This is a genomic window from Clostridium sp. MF28, assembly GCF_002969175.1.
Taxonomy (GTDB): domain Bacteria; phylum Bacillota; class Clostridia; order Clostridiales; family Clostridiaceae; genus Clostridium; species Clostridium beijerinckii.
Genome location: NZ_CP014331.1, coordinates 2,046,304 through 2,065,654, shown reverse-complemented (window position 1 = coordinate 2,065,654; position 19,351 = coordinate 2,046,304). Strand labels below are relative to the sequence as shown.

14 protein-coding genes and 1 pseudogene are annotated in these 19,351 nt (G+C 28.4%); 14 read left to right on the top strand and 1 reads right to left on the bottom strand.

The window, feature by feature from the left end:
- The first annotated feature begins 219 nt into the window (after nucleotides 1-219).
- From AXY43_RS09190 to AXY43_RS09170, 6 genes and pseudogenes are all read left to right on the top strand, one after another.
- Nucleotides 220-987 carry an ABC transporter ATP-binding protein gene (locus AXY43_RS09190; protein WP_017211416.1) on the top strand — a complete coding sequence of 256 codons (768 nt, stop codon included), beginning with the start codon at nucleotides 220-222 and terminating at the stop codon, nucleotides 985-987.
- Nucleotides 977-1,852 (top strand): FtsX-like permease family protein, encoded by an 876-nt coding sequence (locus AXY43_RS27835; RefSeq protein WP_243099198.1) that lies wholly within the window; start codon nucleotides 977-979, stop codon nucleotides 1,850-1,852. Before AXY43_RS09190 ends, AXY43_RS27835 begins: the two co-directional genes overlap by 11 nt.
- The gene (locus AXY43_RS27830) at nucleotides 1,849-3,003 is read left to right on the top strand and encodes an ABC transporter permease (protein WP_243099197.1); all 1,155 of its coding nucleotides are present in this window, start codon (nucleotides 1,849-1,851) and stop codon (nucleotides 3,001-3,003) included. The genes AXY43_RS27835 and AXY43_RS27830 overlap by 4 nt, the downstream gene beginning before the upstream one ends.
- A gap of 145 nt (nucleotides 3,004-3,148) precedes the next feature.
- Nucleotides 3,149-4,930, top strand: coding sequence for a sensor domain-containing diguanylate cyclase/phosphohydrolase (locus tag AXY43_RS09180; protein ID WP_039768342.1), 1,782 nt, complete (start codon nucleotides 3,149-3,151; stop codon nucleotides 4,928-4,930).
- A 501-nt stretch (nucleotides 4,931-5,431) separates the two neighbouring features.
- Nucleotides 5,432-5,815 carry a GerW family sporulation protein gene (locus AXY43_RS09175; protein WP_012060321.1) on the top strand — a complete coding sequence of 128 codons (384 nt, stop codon included), beginning with the start codon at nucleotides 5,432-5,434 and terminating at the stop codon, nucleotides 5,813-5,815.
- A 73-nt stretch (nucleotides 5,816-5,888) separates the two neighbouring features.
- Nucleotides 5,889-6,581: pseudogene (locus tag AXY43_RS09170) on the top strand (HD-GYP domain-containing protein); the annotation flags it as partial.
- Nucleotides 6,582-6,762: 181 nt separating this feature from the next.
- On the opposite strand, the gene AXY43_RS09165 reads toward AXY43_RS09170, so the two are convergent.
- Nucleotides 6,763-7,527, bottom strand: coding sequence for a MerR family transcriptional regulator (locus AXY43_RS09165; RefSeq protein WP_023973144.1), 765 nt, complete (start codon nucleotides 7,525-7,527; stop codon nucleotides 6,763-6,765).
- Between the two features lie 216 nt (nucleotides 7,528-7,743).
- On the opposite strand from AXY43_RS09165, the gene AXY43_RS09160 reads away from it, so the two are divergent.
- The 8 genes from AXY43_RS09160 to AXY43_RS09125 all read left to right on the top strand — a co-directional run bounded on the left by AXY43_RS09160 (nucleotide 7,744) and on the right by AXY43_RS09125 (nucleotide 19,199).
- A complete protein-coding gene (locus AXY43_RS09160; protein WP_039768340.1) occupies nucleotides 7,744-9,456 on the top strand; it encodes a methyl-accepting chemotaxis protein in 1,713 nt (570 codons plus the stop codon).
- Between the two features lie 213 nt (nucleotides 9,457-9,669).
- On the top strand, nucleotides 9,670-11,604 hold the full coding sequence (gene htpG / locus AXY43_RS09155; RefSeq protein ID WP_039768338.1) for a molecular chaperone HtpG: 1,935 nt from the start codon (nucleotides 9,670-9,672) through the stop codon (nucleotides 11,602-11,604).
- Nucleotides 11,605-11,853: 249 nt separating this feature from the next.
- Nucleotides 11,854-14,322: a helix-turn-helix transcriptional regulator gene (locus AXY43_RS09150; protein ID WP_105411438.1), complete on the top strand. Its 2,469-nt coding sequence runs from the start codon at nucleotides 11,854-11,856 to the stop codon at nucleotides 14,320-14,322.
- A 199-nt stretch (nucleotides 14,323-14,521) separates the two neighbouring features.
- Nucleotides 14,522-14,785, top strand: a complete 264-nt coding sequence (locus AXY43_RS09145) for a PTS transporter subunit EIIB (RefSeq protein ID WP_012060315.1) — start codon at nucleotides 14,522-14,524, stop codon at nucleotides 14,783-14,785.
- 208 nt (nucleotides 14,786-14,993) lie between these two features.
- Nucleotides 14,994-15,131 (top strand): six-cysteine ranthipeptide SCIFF, encoded by a 138-nt coding sequence (scfA, locus tag AXY43_RS09140; RefSeq protein WP_003371542.1) that lies wholly within the window; start codon nucleotides 14,994-14,996, stop codon nucleotides 15,129-15,131.
- Between the two features lie 61 nt (nucleotides 15,132-15,192).
- A complete protein-coding gene (gene scfB / locus AXY43_RS09135) occupies nucleotides 15,193-16,554 on the top strand; it encodes a thioether cross-link-forming SCIFF peptide maturase (protein WP_039768325.1) in 1,362 nt (453 codons plus the stop codon).
- A 366-nt stretch (nucleotides 16,555-16,920) separates the two neighbouring features.
- Nucleotides 16,921-18,165, top strand: coding sequence for a M16 family metallopeptidase (locus AXY43_RS09130; protein ID WP_023973139.1), 1,245 nt, complete (start codon nucleotides 16,921-16,923; stop codon nucleotides 18,163-18,165).
- A 14-nt stretch (nucleotides 18,166-18,179) separates the two neighbouring features.
- Nucleotides 18,180-19,199: a threonine aldolase family protein gene (locus AXY43_RS09125; protein ID WP_105411437.1), complete on the top strand. Its 1,020-nt coding sequence runs from the start codon at nucleotides 18,180-18,182 to the stop codon at nucleotides 19,197-19,199.
- Nucleotides 19,200-19,351 lie beyond the last annotated feature (152 nt).

Below are 19,351 nucleotides of genomic sequence, written 5' to 3'. Positions count from 1 at the left end.
AAATAAAAATGTTTTATAAATGATATTCATTATTTGCAGTTTTTAATTAAATTCAATTAATATTTCAAATTGTTATCTACATCTTACGAAAATGTAAGTTAACTGAAAGATATTTCAATATGAGAAAAATATCAAAAGCTTTAAAATGTAGTCATGAGGTTAAATAAATTTGGACTGAATAGCGATTATAAAAGTTGCTATAAAAATAGGAGGAAGATTATGGAGAACATTTTAAACATTCAAAATGTAGAAAAATATTATGGGAATAAAGATAATGTCACAAAGGCACTTGATAATATAAGTTTTAGAGTAGAAAAAGGTGAATTTGTTGGTATAATGGGGCCTTCAGGAAGTGGGAAGACTACGCTTTTGAATTGCATATCTACAATAGATAAAGTGACTACCGGATCAATTATGATTGATGGAGAAGATATTACAAGGCTTAAAAGTAAGAAACTTGAAAGATTCAGAAGAGATAAGTTAGGCTTTATTTTTCAGGATTTTAATTTACTAGATACATTGACAGCATATGAAAATATTGCATTAGCATTAACTATTGCAGGAAAGAAAGGCAAGGAAGTCGATGAATTAGTAAGGAATTCAGCTAAAAACTTAGGAATACTCGAAGTATTAGATAAATATCCTTATCAAATGTCTGGAGGTCAAAAGCAAAGAGTAGCATCAGCAAGGGCAATAGTTAATAATCCAAAACTTATTTTGGCAGACGAACCTACAGGGGCTTTGGATTCTAAGTCAGCTAAATTACTTTTAAATTCTATTGAAACCTTAAATAAAGAATTAGAAGCAACAATTTTGATGGTTACACATGATGCGTTTACGGCAAGTTATGCACATAGGATATTATTCATAAAAGATGGAAATATATTTAATGAATTGGTAAGAGGCGAAGATTCAAGAAAAGATTTCTTTAACAAGATAATAGATATTGTTACACTACTTGGAGGTGATTCAAAAGATGTATTCTAGAATTGCTTTTAATAACGTAAAAAAGAGCTTTAAAGATTATACTATTTACTTTTTAACTTTAACTTTTGCAGTATGCATATTCTATAGTTTTAATTCAATCGATTCTCAGTCAGTAATGGCAGATATGAATTCTGGACAAACGGAATATGTTAAGATGATGGCGCAACTTATTTCGTTTATATCTATTGGCGTTTCTGTTATATTAGGCGGTTTAATAATATATGCCACAAAATTTTTGATTAGTAAAAGAAAAAAAGAATTTGGGGTATATATGATTTTAGGAATGGGAAAAAGAAAAATGTCACGGATATTGCTTTTTGAGACTTTATATATAGGCATAATATCCTTGGCAGCAGGACTTTTACTTGGAATGTTGTTTGCACAAGTTCTTTCTATATTCACAGCTAAGCTTTTTGCGGTGCAAATGACTAAATATAGTTTTTCAATTTCAATAAGTGCTATACTTAAGACTATATTATATTTTGGGATAATGTACCTATTAGTTATGATATTTAATGTGATTATAGTTTCAAAATATAAATTAATTGACTTATTGCATGCAGATAGGAAAAATGAAAAAATTAATATTAAAAATCCGTATATAGCTCTATTTATATTAATAGTTGCACTTATTGTTTTAGGTTATGCTTATTATCTTGTTAATTTAGCAGGGTTGAATTTTGATGACAGCAGATTTAAATTATCAATAGCATTAGGGATTGTTGGAACAGCATTTTTCTTCTATGGAATCGCATCGGTTACATTTTCTGCACTTAGAAAAAATAAGAATTTATATCTAAATGGCCTAAATGTTTTTAATATAAAACAAATTTCGAGTAAATTTAATACTATTTTATTTCTATGACAATAATTTGTTTAATGTTATTTGTTACTATAGGAACTTTGTCAACTGGATTGGGTGTAAAAAATGCTTCAGAAAGCTCATTAAAAAACCAAACTCCGTTTGATGCATCAGTACAAGTATTTGATAAAAATAATAGTAATAGAATTTCAGTTTTAGATGCACTAAATCAGCTAAATTATAATGTTGATGATAATGCTGACTATGTTGTGATTAGACAATATAAGAATAATATGAGAGCTAGGGATGTATTAGCTAAATATGCACTATCTAGCGATCAAAAAGAAATGTTAAATTTTAAAGTGTTTGATACTACAGATATGATTAAAATTTCAGAATACAATAAATTAAGAAAATTGAAGGGTGAATCTAGTATAGATTTAAAAGATAATGAGATATTAGTGTGTTCTAATTATGAGCCCTTAAAGGGATTACTAGAAAGCTTTATTAAAAATGAGAATTCACTACAGATATATAATAAGGAATTTGAAATAAAAGATAAAAAAATTGAAACTGGGGCTATTTCCACATCGCCTTCAAGTGATGCTATGTTTACCTTAGTAGTACCAGATGATTTAGTAAATGGAATAGATAAATATGATGAGGTACTAGATTTAAATTTTGTAGGTGATAATAAGGAAGATGCGAAAAAAGAATTAACTACTATATTTAATAATTTTAAGTTCAATGAAAATGAATATAAAAATTTAAACTTTAGTCTCTATGGTGGGACAAGAGAAATGGCATATGATGATAGTAGAGGATTATCTGCAATAATATTATTTGTAGCGGTGTATATGGGCATTGTATTTCTATTGTCAAGTGCAGCGGTACTTGCGCTTCAACAATTATCTCAGTGCAATGACTCTATAGGAAGGTATAGATCTTTAAGAAAGATTGGAGCAACAAAGAGCATGATTAATAAAAGTATATTCAAACAAGTTGCTGTATTTTTTGTATTGCCTCTAGCTCTTTCAATAGTTCATTCATATGTTGGAATTACTGTAGTAAATAAATACTTGATGGTATTGGGGTCTAGCAATAAAATACAACCGATTTTAATGACAGCATTAATGATGCTTATTGTTTATGGTGGATATCTGTATGCAACATATGTAGCATATAAAAACATAGTCGGAAATGAATTTAGATAGAAATAAAGTGACATTAATTGGTAAAATTATCAAATAATAAGTGTGATATTAATATTTGAAAATAATTGCTTCGGTAGACAATTATGTTAAGAGATAGTAAAATCAAATTATAATAAACTTAGCATAAAAGGGGAATACCGAAGCGATGGAAGAAAAGTATCTAGGGGAAATATATAAATCATTTTTAAGTAATATACCTTGGCCGGTTTGGATTGAAGGAATTGATACGACAATAATATTCTTTAATAGGTATTATGAAGATATGTATAATATAAAACTGGAAAGTGTTAAAGGCAAGACCAATAAAGAGGCTTTTCCTTTAGAGAAAGCAAAAATATATGATGAGCAAATAAATGAGTGCCTAAGGAAAAGGAAGACTTATGTTGTAGAAGGTATAGTAAATGACAACTGTGTTGAGTGTTTTATATTTCCCATACTAGATAATGATGGAGAGCCTAAAGCCATAGCTGGTATTATAATTGATATAAATGATAGAAAATTAAGAGAAGCAGAAATAGAAAAACAAAAAAACATATTAAGAACAATAATTGATGCAGTGCCAGAATCTATTTTTTATAAAGATAAGGAAAGCAGATTTCTTGGATTTAATAAGAAGTTTGAAGATTTTTATAAAAAGAGAGGCGTAGAAGAAATAATAGGTAAAACTGATTTGGAGATATATGGTAACTACAATGAAGCGAAAAAATTCATTGATCAGGATAATAAAATCATGGTAACAAAAAAGGCTACTTATTTTGAGCATAGGATACAAAATGAGAATGGTAGAGAAATAATTGAAGAGAATGTTAAAATACCTGTTGTAGATAAAGATGGACAAGTATGGGGATTGGTAGGGTTATCTAGAGATATAACGGAAAGAAAGATCTTAGAGGAAAGATTACGATATTTAAGTGAAATAGATATTCTCACAGGCTTATATAATAGATATAGTTTTGAAGAAAAGATTAAAGAATTAAACCATGAGCAATATTTGCCATTGGGAATAATAATGGGAGATGTAAACGGGCTTAAAATAGTAAATGATACTTTAGGACATCTAGAAGGAGATAATTTACTTAGAAGTATAGCTGGAGTTCTTAAAGAGATATGTCATCCTAATGGATATGTATTTAGATGGGGCGGAGATGAATTCATAATTCTTATACCTAATTGTGATGAATCAAAATGTGAAAAAGTTATTAGAAAAATCACAAAAAAATGCGAACAATCAGATTATAAATTTATGCAATTAAGCATTGCATTAGGTGAGGGAATAAAATATTCATTACAGGAAGATATATACGATTGCATAAACAAGGTAGAAGAAAAAGTATATCGACAAAAATTATTAGAAAAGAAAAGTATTAGAAGCTCAATTATGGATTCGTTGAAAAAAAGTCTAGAAGAGAAAAATATGGAAACAAATGAGCATACTGAAAGAGTAACAAAATATGCTTTAGAAATAGGAAAAAAATTGAGGTTAAAAATTTCAGAACTAGATGAGTTGGCATTAGTTGCAAGTTTACATGATATAGGTAAAATAGGTGTTAATGAAGATATATTATTAAAGCCAGGAAAGTTGACAAAAGAAGAATTTGAAATAATGAAGACTCATACAGAAAAAGGATACAGAATTATAAATGCATCGAGCGAGCTTGGAAATGTTGCTAAATGTGTATTAACACATCATGAGAAATGGGATGGAAATGGGTATCCTTTAGGATTAGTTGGAGAAGAAATTCCTTTAATGGCGAGAATAATTAATGTAGCGGATTCTTATGATGTTATGACTAATGACAGAGTGTATAAGAAGGCTATAGGCAAAGAAGAAGCTATAAAAGAGTTAAAAAGGTGCTCTGGGACTCAATTTGATCCCCAAATAGTAAAATGTTTTACTGATTATTTAAAAAATAAGATTCCATATTAATTATAATTACCTATGATTGGATAATATTAATTTTACCAAAAATAATAAATTAGATTTAATTAAGTAAAAAGTGTTTAGAATAAAATATGATTTAGAGGATATTTAGAGAAAAATATATCTTCTAAGTCATATTTTTTTATTTTTCGTGAATTAAAATTTTACAAAGGATGAGAGTGTCATAGAAGCTAAAAATAGTGATATTTTAAAATTTATTAATCAGAGAGAAGATTTAAATTTTGAGTTATTGGGAAATAATTACTAATATATTTATTTAAGTGTATAATGCTTATCTTTAAGCCGATTATACTAAATATTAAAATGCTGATATATATTACAAAAATAATTCTTCATGATAATTCTAAAAATATTACGAGAATTTTAGACGTAATGGTGAATTATGAAATGTGTACTATGAATTGAAATATATATAGTTTTATAGAAGTATTTAAAATAGAGGTATTAAATACTTCTAAGCTTATATTAAATCTAGGAGGGAACAATATGTATAATAGAGCTAAAAAAGAAGATATAGATGACTTATTTATTAAATCAGGAAAACATTTCATAACAGAAAGAGTTATAGGAAAACCGGTTATTTTAGAAGAAGTAATTCTTATACCTATTATAAGTGTTATGGTTAGTTGCGGAATAGTGGGAGAAAAATGTGATGGTTTTAAAGGAATGAAAGGTGTAGACATTGGCGAATGTATAGGGGTAAGTGTATCTCTAGATGCAATTTTAATAATTAGAGATGGTGAAACTACTATAATGAAACTAAGGGGACTAAATGATCTAGATGATATACTTAGCTGTATTCCTGACAGAGTTGGGAAATTTAATATTAATAAAGAAAATATAAAGGAAGAGATAAATCTTAGTTCATAAATAGGTATCGTATAGAACTAATTGATGAAATGCTATAAAGTATATTACATAAATATTTATTTAACTTAAAGGTCGGGAGGAAATACAAGGTTTGGATATATCTATTTCATTCGGTTATGAAACTAAATGTCATGAAGATGAAATGATTCAAGAAATATTTATAAAAGCAGAAGATTATATGTATAAGAGAAAGCTTTTTGAGAGTTCAAATATGAGAGGTAAAACTATTGATACAATAATAAACACTCTTAATGAGAAAAATAAAAGGGAAGAGCAACATTCTGTGAGAGTAGCTAATCTGTGTGAACTTATGGGAAAGAATATTGGAGTACCTAAAAGGAAAATCCAAGAATTAAAAAATGCCGGATTGCTACATGATATAGGCAAAATAGCAATAGAGGAAAATATTCTTAATAAGCCAGGGAGACTTACAGAGGATGAGTATAATGAAATCAAACGTCATCCAGAAATAGGGTATAGGATATTAAGTACAGTAAATGAAATGTCAGAAATTGCAAAGTATGTACTTTCTCATCATGAAATGTGGAATGGAGAAGGATATCCAAAAGGCATTAAGGATATAGATATACCTTTTGAATCTAGAATTATATCTATAGTAGATGCATATGATGCTATGACTAGTGAACGTCCTTATAGAAAAGCATTATCAGAAGAATTTGCTATAGAGGAATTAAAAAGAAATTCGGGAATTCAATTTGATCCTGAATTAGTAAATGTATTTATTGAAAAGGTATTGAATAAATAACAAAAAATAAGACATGTAAGAAATATGTAAACCGAATACAATAAACTCTTTATTTTCAATAAATTAAGATAACAATAATTAAATTATAATATATAGTACAATCATTTAATAGGCTGTCGATAAAATCGACAGCCATTAATTTTTGAACAATATTGTTACTCATATATTTGAATTTGTAAAATTATTTTTTTATTCCAGTGTATATAAAAATAGCATTTCTTAAAAAAGCGGCCAGACCAGGTTGATCCTTATCATAATAGGCAGTAAATCGTTCATCATCAACATACATTTGGGCAAGACCTGCATGGGCTTCCTTTGAGTAATCGCTCCAAGAATAAGTTAACCATTGGCGGTGCAAATCAGCAGCTTTTTGTGCAAGTTCGCTTGAAGGATCGTTAGTTTTAAAAGCGTCCTTGAGTGTATCCATAAGTTTGATACCTAACTTTTCGAATTCTTCATATTGTTCTTTACTCATACTTTGAAATTTTTTATTTGATTTATTTATAATATCATTACCATATTTGGTACGTATTTCATCACCATATTTATTTTCATTTTCATCTATCATCTTTTGTTTAAAACCTTCAAATTTTTCTTTATCGCTCATTATAATTCTCCCTTCTGATGAAGCTAGTGTCTTATCAACATTAGCTATTAATATATCTAATTGTTTGCGTTTTGCAAGAAGCTTTTCTCGATGCTCTTTGAGTGCATTGGTATTATTGAAAGCTGGTGATAACAACATACTTTTTATACTTTCAAGATCTACTCCTAATTCCTTGTAAAATAATATTTGTTGTAACCTATCTATTTCTTTTTGGCTATAAATCCGATATCCAGATGAATTAATTCTTGCCGGCTTAAGAATCCCTATCTCATCGTAATATCTAAGTGTTCTTGTGCTGATACCAGCCAGTTTGCTTAGTTTTTGCACTGTATATTCCATGTGATTGCCTCCTTACAAGATTAATTTACACCTTTACGTAGCGTTAATGTCAATAGTATTATTTGTAATTGTTTTAATAAAAAATAATATTGTACAAATTAATTTTTGGAATTTAGTGAAAAATACAAAAAATAAGTGCAAAAATGGGTAAATTATGTTAAGATTTTAATAAGAATTATTAGTTGATTACAAATATCAACAAAGGGGGAAAGCGGTGTGAGATGGTTTAATAATTTAAAAATAAAATATAAATTACAGATCAGTTTCTTTATAATATCTATATTTATTGCAGTAGTTGGAGTTATAGGAATACTTAGTGTAAGTAAAATAAATTCTAATTCTAATGCGTTATATGAAAAAGATTTCCAAGTGCTAAAAAATCTACAAGATTTTAACTCAAATACATTACATTCTAGATTAGAAATTTTGAATTTATTAAACAGTAAGGATTTTAGTGAAGTTAGCCAGACAATAAGCAATATAGATGGTTATAGAGATAAAAACAATGAGATCCTTAAAATATATGAACAATCAGACATGAATGAAGATGAAAATAAAATATATAAACAGATAAAAAGTGACTTAACAGATTATAGAAATTCATCTGATAAAATAATAAGTCTAGCAAGTGATGGAAAGTACGACGAAGCTATGAGTTTTAGCAAAGAAAGTGCAAACATAAGAGAGAAGCTAACTAATAATATTGATAAATTAGTTAAAATTACTGAACAGAAAGCATCAGATAAAAGTTCTTCAAATAATAATGTCAATAATAAGTCTTTTTATATGATGGTAATAACAATTATTTTAGGTTTTATTACTGCAGTTTTATTAGGAGTTATAATTTCTACAATTATATCAAATAATTTAAAGAAAGTATTATTATATGCACAGCACTTAGAAGAAGGAGATTTAACTCAGGAAATAGAGATAAGCTCTAAGGATGAAATTGGCAGTATGGCAAGAGCCTTAAATAAAGCTAATGAAAACATAAGAAGATTAATAAGCGTAATAATAGATGGATCCAATGATATAAGTTCATCAGGACAGGAACTATCAGCTACAACACATGAGGTCTCTTCTAAGATGAATGATATGAATGAATCAATTGAACAAATATCCAAAGGAGCCCAAGATTTGAGTGCTATAACTGAAGAAGTAAGTGCATCAGCAGAAGAAATTGGAGCGACAACAAATGAACTCGCTAATAGAGCAAACGATGCGGCTGTTTCAGTAGGGGAAATAAAGAATCGCTCTCTTGAAATAAAGAAAAAGGCTTCAGAAAATATAGAACAAGGAAACATTATTTATGAGGAAAAGAAAGCAAATATTATAAAAGCCATCGAAGATGGTAAAGTAGTAAATGAGGTGAAATTGATGGCTAATGCTATAGGAGATATAGCATCACAAACTAATTTACTTGCACTTAATGCAGCAATTGAAGCAGCAAGAGCTGGTGAAAACGGAAAAGGATTTGCTGTGGTTGCAGACGAGGTAAGAAAACTTGCAGAACAATCATCAGAGGCAGTTTCAAGTATACAGGGTATGGTTTTACAGGTGCAGGCTGCATTTGAAAATTTATCTCAAAGTGGAGAAGATATACTTAACTATATAGCTCAAAATGTAAAGCCAAGCTATGAATTACTTATGAATACTGGTATTCAATATGAAAAAGACGCTGAATTTGTTAATGAAATGACTGAAGAATTTGCATCTTCATCTAATCAGATAAATGAAGTTATAGAACAAATAAATCAAGCTATGCAAACTGTATCTGCAACAGCAGAAGAGTCAGGTGCAGGTTCTGAAGAAGTACTAAATAGTATTAGTGAAATAACATTAGCTGTTAGTGATATTGCAAAATCTTCGCAAAGTCAAGCAGAACTATCTCAAAAGCTTAATGAAGTTGTGTTAAAATTTAAGATATAATAAGATTTTGCTTCTAATATATAATTTAGAATATATGTTGTACTATATCAAAATGATAGTTTTAGGCTATTGTGAGAGAAATACATTTTACAGCATATATTCTTTCTTTATTAAATTAATGTATAAGTTTAAAATAAAGTTATAAGAAGAATTTGACAATAAATATTCTTTGCATTAAAATATTTTCTAGAAAAAATAACAGGAGGTAATATCATGATAAAAGAAAATGGTAACATATCAATTGACACAGAAAACATATTTCCTATTATTAAAAAATGGCTATACTCTGATAAGGATATATTTATCAGAGAAGTTATAAGTAATGCATGCGATGCAATTAGTAAATTTCAAAGATTAGTTTCCATAGGAGAAGCAACAACAAACGGAGATGAGCAATACAAAGTTGTTGTATCAATAAATAAGGAAAAGAAGACTCTTAAATTCATAGACAATGGTATTGGTATGACAGAGGAAGAGGTTAAAAAATATATAAATCAGGTTGCGTTTTCTGGAGCAACGGATTTTATGGAAAAATATAAAGATAAAATGGATGAAGGTAAGGATATAATTGGTCACTTCGGGCTTGGATTTTATTCAACCTTCATGGTATCTACTAAGGTAGAAATAGATACACTATCATTTAGAGAAGGCTCTGAAGCCGTTAAGTGGGAATGTACAGGTGGAACAGAATATGAAATTGGATCTTCTAGCGAAAGAACAACAAGGGGTACAACAGTAACTCTATATATAGATGATGAAAGCTCAGAATTTTTGGAAGAATATAAGGTAAGAGAAATAATCAAGAAATACTGTTCTTTCTTGCCTACAGAAATATATTTAGAAGATGAAAATAAGCCAAAAGAAGAACCTAAATATGAAACAAAGAAGAAAGAAGATGGAACTGAATATCAAGAATTAGTGGAACCAGAAGCACCAAAGCCATTAAACGATACAAATCCATTATGGGTTAAAGCGCCTAAGGATTGTACAGATGAGGAATATAAGGATTTCTATAGAAAAGTATTCATGGACTTTAATGAACCATTGTTCTGGATTCATTTAAATGTAGATTATCCATTTAATTTAAAAGGAATATTATATTTCCCTAAATTAACTCATGAATTTGAAGCAACAGAAGGTCAAGTTAAGTTATATAATAACCAAGTCTTCGTTGCAGATAACATTAAAGAAGTAATACCTGAATTCTTATTACTCTTAAAAGGTACTATTGATTGCCCAGACCTACCTTTAAATGTATCAAGAAGTTTCCTTCAAAATGATAAGGAAGTCTCAAAAATATCTAATCATATAGTTAAAAAGGTAGCAGATAAATTAGTTGACCTGTTTAAAAATAGCAGAGAAGAATTCAATAAATTTTGGCCAGATATACAAATATTTATTAAATACGGCTGCCTAAGAGATCCGAAATTCTATGATAAGATAAAGGAAATAGTAATCTTTAAGAATTTAAAAGGTGAATTCGTAACATTAAAGGATTACCTTGAAGCTAATAAAGAAAAGCATGAAAACAAGGTATTTTATGCTAATGATGAAAAACAACAATCTCAATATATAAAGATGTTTAAAGAGAATGATTTAGATGCTGTTATATTAGATTGTTCACTAGATGATCATTTTATTTCGTTCTTGGAAATGCATGAATCAGGAATTAAATTCAATAGAATTGATTCTGATATTTCAGATACATTAGGAAGTAAAGAAGATGAAAATGATGAGACTATAAAAGCTTTAAATAAGGAAATAGAGGATCTATTTAAAACTGCATTAGGAGACAAAATTAAGAATTTGTCTATTGAAGGATTGAAGAATGAAGAAATTCCAGCACTTATTTTAGTTTCAGAAGAGTCAAGAAGAATGGCTCAAATGAGTAAGATGTATGCAAAATCAGGAATGAGCTTCCCAGGTATGTTCGATGAAGAAAAAACTTTAGTTATAAACAATAAGAGTGCAATAATTAAGAGGCTTCTAGAAGTTTCTAAGAATGAAAGCAAAAAAGAAGATGTTAAATTTATCTGTGAGCATATTTTAGATTTAGCTAAAATTGCAAATAAGGAATTAGATGCAGCTGAAATGGATGAATTTATAAAGAGAAATAATATGCTTTTAAATAAAGTAGTTGCTCTTTAATATAGTGTTAATAAAGTTCCAGGTTTAAGTACTTGGAACTTTATTTTTCTTTGGGAAATTATTAATTAAGTTAAATCTGCTGATAACTTTTGAAAGTATTAGAAATACACAGTCTACGAAACAGATTTTTATATGAAGTTTAGTATAATTTTAACAGTAAAGGTTAAATTTGAAATGAGAATTTAAGTATGATAAAATATTCTAATGTAGTTTTCACATACATTTGCTTAAATGAAGGGATACTTATATATGAAAAATGAAATTTTTAGACCTAAACTATTATATAGAAAGCGCATTAATAAGCTATTGCTAGAAATTTTTCGAGTACCTGTATATTTTATATCAGCATCTATGGGTTACGGAAAATCCATTGCAGTTAGAAATTTTATAGAGAAGAATAAACGAGTGCAAACAATTTGGCTTGATATAACAAACGATGAAATTGATGATATGTGGATATGGAAAAAATTTTGTGATTTGATTAAAAATATCGATTTTAAGTTAGGTGAAATGTTATATGCCTACGGGGTTCCTAATAATAATAAAGATGTTTATAAGATAATAGATATAATTAGAAATGAGATAAGGCAAGAAACCATCATTATTATTGATGACTGGGATGAAGAAAAAATAGTTTATATTAATCATTTAATAAAAGCTATAATATTGGAAGATATAAGTAATTTGCACATAGTTATAATAAGTCGAAAAAAGCCTGCAAATGAGTATGTAGAATTTGAGCTAAAGCAAAAATGTATGATAATGCGTCAGGAGGATATTGCATTCACCTTTGATGAAACGATAGAGTTCTTTAAGATTAATGGAATAATACTCACAGAAGCAGAAAAAAAAGAACTATACGAATATACTGGTGGATGGACTTCGGCTATGTATCTTGCGTTAATTCAATATTACAGTCAAAATACATTTGATGATATACCAAAAGCAACAGAGTTAATTAAAATAGCTGTATATGATAAATTTGATGAAGTTACCAAGCAGATTTTATTAAAACTCGCATTGGTTGAGAATTTCACGATCGAACAAGCCGTGTATATTACGGAAGATGAAAGATCCAAGGAGGTAATTAGAAGAGTATGTTCCAATAATTGCTTTATAAGATACGATAAGAAGGAAAAAATATATAGACTACATTCAATCCTTAAAAATGCATTAGAAGAAGAATTAGCATTATCGAATGTAGATTTAATGAAAGTAAATAGCATTTGTGGTGATTGGTATGCTAAAAATTTTAATGACATATATGCAATGGAATACTATTATAAGGCGAAGAATTACGAGCGTATACTAGATTTAATAGAGAGAAATTATACAATAGATCTTACTAATTTATATAAAGGAATTATAAAACCAGTTTTTAACGAGCTTACTATCAGTGAGAAGATAAAAAGGCCTATAGCTTATTTAACTTATTTATTTTTTTATATTCTTTACGGAAATAGAATAGCTGGTGCTAAGTTATTGTATGAGGCTAAAGCTATCTATAAAGAAGATAAAAAGCTTAAATATAAAAATCAAATACTAGGTGAAATTGCATTTTTAGAGAGCATATTAGTCTTTTATAATGTTAGGAGAATGATAGAATATCATAAAAATGCTTACGAGCTCTTTAAAGGAGGTGTTTCAAGAATAGCAAATAATAAAATGCCAGCAACTTTTGGATCACCTCATTTTTTGTACTTATTTCACAGGAAAGTAGGTCATTTGAAAGAGTTGGTTGAATTTTTTCAACAAGGAATAAATTATTTTATTCATATATCAAATGGTGGAGCAGCAGGTGCAAATTATCTCATGATGGCTGAATATTTTTATGAAACAGGAGATTCTAAAAATGGAGAATTGTTTGCATATAAGGCATTTCATAAGGCTAAAACAAAAAAACAGACAAGCATAATAATTTGTTCATTATTTCTGTTAACAAGGATTTGTGTGAATAAAAATTATAAAAATGAGGTTAAAAATAATTTCTATAATCTGATTAAAGAGTATGAAAATCTTAATATTCCAATCTTTCTTAACGGCTCACAGATAGCTATAGGATATATTGATGGAATTACTGGTAATTTAGAAAATTTAAATAAGTGGATTAAAAATATAGAAAACCATGAATCAAAAGATATTATGCCTGTTATAGGAATGAACCATGTTATAACAGGTTTAGCGATGATACTTAAGGGGAGTTACATAGAGTTAGAAATCCAAGTAGAAATTATGTTGGAAGTTTATACGGGTAAAAAAAGTATATTTGGAATAGTATATGCATACATATTTGATTCAATCGCAAAGTACAAGCTATATGGAAAAGAAATCGCTAAAAAGTCACTGCTAAAAGCCATTGAGCTAGCAGAAAAAGACCACATTGTAATGTGTTTTGTTGAATTAGCCCCACATATATTGCCATTACTCGAATCTATTAAAAATGAAAGTGCGTATGTAAAATGTTTAATCCCAAAGTGCAAAGAATATAATCAGATATATCTAAAAAGATATTGCAATTTAGAAAAAATAGAGTTGACTCCAAGGGAAATTGAGATAATGAAATTGGTATATCGTGGATATAAGCAATCTGAGATTTCAGATAAACTAAATATTGCTTTAGTTACTGTAAAAAAACATATTGCATCTGTTTATTGCAAGTTAAATGTGAGAAACAAAACAATAGCAATTAATCAATTGAAAGAAAAAGGTATAATATAAAATGCTACAAATTAAATCAAAATTATACTTTAGTATAATACACAAATCATTTATATGTATGTATAATCATCTCATGAGATATTAATAATACTTTAAAACTGAATAGAGTTATAAAAGCCAGCAATTTTTAATATTTAATTTATTGAGTGTTGGCTATTTTTATTATAGATTGCTAATTGAAGGATGGGGGAAAAGAGAGATGATCACAGATTTTGGTAAGATAGCAAGGGAACTTTTTAATTTGGTTGGATCAGAAGAAAATATTTTGTGTGTAGAAAATTGCATGACTAGATTAAGATTGAGATTAAAGGACACTAAAAAAGTGGATGTTGGAATTTTAAAAAAGATAGAAAGTGTACGTGGCATTGTAGAGACAAGGGAACAATTTCAAATTATTATTGATGGTACTGCTGCAAGAATATTAATTAGTGAGTTTATTAATATATATAAGACAAGAAAGTAATATTGTGGTAGCAGTTTGAAGATATAGTGATTTAAATAAAAAATATGGAACAACCTCTAGCTAAGAACCTTTGACAGTTTATTTAGTATTTCTATTTATAATTTCATATAAACAGAAATATAAATAAAAAGAGGGCCAGCAAATCTTTTATACTTTAGTATATTATGATATAATAGCTAAGGATATATTTAAAATGGAGGATTTTGTAATGAAACATATAAAAACTATAAACAAAACAAACATTAAAAATAGTTTATGTAAGCCAGGATGCAAAGAATGTGCAAATTCATGTCAATCAGCTTGTAAGACATCTTGCACAGTTGCAAACTTAGAATGTGAAAACTAATAATCTTCAAGCAGTAACTATATAGTTACTGCTTACTTTATATGTTTAGGAGGAAAAAGAATTGTCTTTAATACATAAATTTAAACAAGGCGAAAATTATTTTGTTTTAGATGTGAATACAGGAGCTGTTCATGTTGTAGATGAACTAGTTTATGATATATTAGATGATAGCCAATTAAGAAATAAGAAAGAAATATTACAGGAACTTAAGGGAAAATATAATGAAGAAGAGATTTCAGAGGCTTATGATGAAATTCAAGAGTTAGCTGAAGAAGGGATTTTATATTCAGAAGATCAATATGAAGAAATAGCTCATAGCTCTATGGATGATAGAGATTACATAAAGGCTATTTGTTTAAATGTAATTCATGGATGTAACCTTAGATGTAAGTACTGTTTTGCTGACGAGGGTGAATATCATGGACATGGCGGAGTCATGAGTGCAGACACAGCAAAAAAAGCAATTGATTATGTGATTAAGAGAAGTGGACCAAGAAAAAATATAGAAATAGATTTATTTGGTGGAGAGCCAACTTTAATTATGGACACAATAAAAGAAATAATTAAGTATGCTAGGGATAACGAAGAAAAATGGGGAAAGAGAGTAAGATTTACAATGACCACTAATGCTACTCTATTAACTCCAGATATGATGGATTATATGGATAAAGAAATGGGAAATATAATTCTTTCTTTAGATGGCAGAAAAGAAGTTAATGATAATGTTAGAATTAAGCCAGACAAAAGCGGTTCTTTTGATGATATAGTTCCAAATATAAAGGAAATGATTAAGAGAAGAACTAAAGGAAAAACTTATTATGTAAGAGGAACGTTTACAAGAGAAAATACAGATTTTTATGAAGATGTAATGGCAATGGTTAATGAAGGGTTTAGAGAGTTATCTATAGAACCAGTTGTTTTAGAAAATGGACATCCACTTTCATTAAGAGAAGAAGATATAGATACAATCTTTGAAAACTATGACAAGCTATATGAAGAAATGGCAAGAAGAAAACGAGAAGGAAATGATGAATTTAAATTCTATCATTTTAATATAGACCTTCAAGGTGGACCATGTGTTTACAAGAGAATTTCTGGATGCGGTGCAGGATTTGAATATGTAGCTATAACTCCTCAAGGAGAAGTGTATCCATGCCATCAATTTGTTGGAAAAGAAGAATTTAAGTTAGGAAGTATACACGAAGATACTTATAATGGAGAATTAGCTCAAAAATTTAAGAAAGCACATATATACAATAAGCCTAAATGTAGAGAATGCTGGGCAAAATTCTACTGTAGTGGTGGATGCCAAGCTAACAATTTTAATTTTAATGGGGACATGAACATTCCTTATGAAATTGGATGCAAGATGCAAAAGAAGAGAATTGAATGTGCAATTGCGCTAAAAGCTGAAGAAAATTAATATTTATATAATAATATACTAAAAAGAAGGGGAACTCCATTGCCTTTGCTACTGAGAGAATCTTATTTGGGACATACTGATAAAAGCTTTAACAATCTGTACTTGTTTCTTAAATTAATTAAAATAAGTATAGATGAAATAGCTTCCACTTAGTAATTTCTATAGATGATTTTTTTATCGAGCACTTCGCAAGAGGGGGTCTCTTTTTATATAATAACATTTTAAATGCACATCTTTGAATTAAATATAATATATATTGCAATTGAAGCTCACAGCATTTCAGCTCTAACTGAGAAATTTTTATCAATAAGATTTTTAATGTAAATCTACTATTGCAATGTATAAGAATGTGAGGAGAATAGATACTTGGAAGAATACATTTTGGAAAATGATTTGAGATTAATTTATAAACATACAGATTCAGAACTATCATCAATTTGTATTTCTTTAAATGCAGGAGCTGGAGTTGAGAAGGAAAAGTTTGGAGTAGCTCATGCAACTGAGCATATGGTTTATAAAGGAACAAAAAATAGAACTGAGAGAGAAATAAATGAAGAGCTAAGTAACATTTTTGGATTTAATAATGCTATGACAAACTATCCATATGTAATCTATTATGGAACTCTGCTCGGAGAAGATTTACAAAAAGGTGTGGAAATTTTAAGTGATATAATAATTAACCCGGAATTTGGAGAAAATGGATTCAAAGAAGAAATGGATGTCATAAAAGAAGAATTAAAAGAATGGGATGAGGATGTAGATCAGTATTGCGAGGATAATTTATTTTTTAACTGCTTCAATAATAGAAGAATAAAGTATCCTATAATAGGAACATTTGATGATCTTGAGAATATAACTTTAGATAATATTAAAGAATTTTATGATAAATATTATTTTCCGGGAAATACTTCAATTGTTATAATTTCATCAGTAAAGTTTGATATAGTTAAGGAAATTATATATAAGCATTTTTTCGCATGGAAGAAAAAGAATATTATTCAAGAAGGTATTAGTGGACCTGGTAATAAAAAATTAATAGAATATGAAAATCCTCAAAAGGGAACTTATAACAATGTAAGAGGTGGAATAAGGGCATGTAAAGTTGAAATGATATTTCCAATTGATGATTTGAGTGAAAAAGAAATTAAGGCACTTAGAATTTTCAATCAATATTTTGGAGAAGGGGTTAATTCAATTCTCTATGATGTTTTAAGAACTCAAAATGGTTTGGTATATGATGTACTTACTAAAATTTCACATGAGAATTATATAAAACTATATAAAATCACATTTAGTACATCAGAAGAAAATGTAAATAAAGCTATATCTTTAATAGAAGGATGTATAGCAAAGTTAGATTTATTGCAAAAGAAACTTGACAATGATCAGATAGAACGTTTAATTAAGAGTTTTAAATTAAAAAGATTATTTAGAGAAGAGCAGAGTATAATACTGGCCAAAGAGCTTGCTACATATGATTGCATGTTTAGAGATTATAAAATTTATATTAATGAGATTAAAGAAATTGAGTTACTAACAAAAGAAATGATTTTTCAAGTAGGTAGGAAAGTACTGAAGAATTTTACAACACAGATAATTGAGAGAGCATAAAAGGAGGCAGAATTATGTACAGTTTTAAAAATGATTATAGTGAAGGCGCACACTCAAGAATATTAAATGCATTAGTTGAAACAAATTTGGAACAAACCGATGGTTACGGTACTGATCAGTACACAGAAAGATCAGTTAATCTGCTGAAGAAGAAAATTGATAGAGAAGATGTAGATATACATTTACTAGTTGGTGGCACACAGGTTAACCTTACAGCTATATCAGCTTTTTTAAGACCGCATCAGGCAGCAATAGGAGCAGATACAAGTCATATAAATTGTCATGAAACCGGGGCAATTGAAGCAACTGGTCATAAAGTAATTACAATGAAAACTAACGATGGAAAACTTACTCCAAATTTAATTCAAAATGTTGTTGATTCTCATAGCGATGAGCATATGGTTCAGCCTAAATTAGTATATATATCAAATTCTACAGAACTTGGAACTCTATATACGAAAGCAGAGTTAATTGATTTACATGATTGCTGTAAGAGGAATAAACTGTTATTATATTTGGATGGTGCTAGACTTGGATCTGCACTTGTAGCGGAAGAAAATGATTTGACTTTAGCTGATATAGCAAAATTAGTTGATGCATTTTACATTGGAGGAACTAAAAATGGAGCGCTTTTTGGAGAATCACTTGTAATATGCAATGATGAATTAAAAGAAGATTTTAGATATTTTATTAAGCAAAAAGGTGGATTATTAGCAAAAGGAAGGTTGCTTGGAATTCAATTTGAAGAATTATTCAAAGATGATTTGTATTTTGAACTTGCAAAACATGCAAATAAAATGGCACTCATGTTAAAAGGCGCAATAGTAGATGAAGAATATAAGTTTTTGACTGAATCTTTTACAAATCAACAGTTCCCTATATTCCCTAATAATTTAATTGAAAAGTTAAGTGAGAAATATTCTTTTAATATTGAAAGAGTAATTGATTCTAATTATACTGCAATTAGATTAGTGACATCATGGGCAACTAAAGAAGAAATTGTATTAGAATTTATCGAAGATCTACATCTATAAATAAGGCATGAAGTATTAATTAGAATCTTTTAAGAACAATTAAGTATTTTTAAAAAGATTAAGGAAAAAGGCATAAGTGTAGTATAGAGTATTTAATTTATGAAATAGAAAGTATGTTTTAAGCTTCATATCGTTTGATCGTCGATATGAAG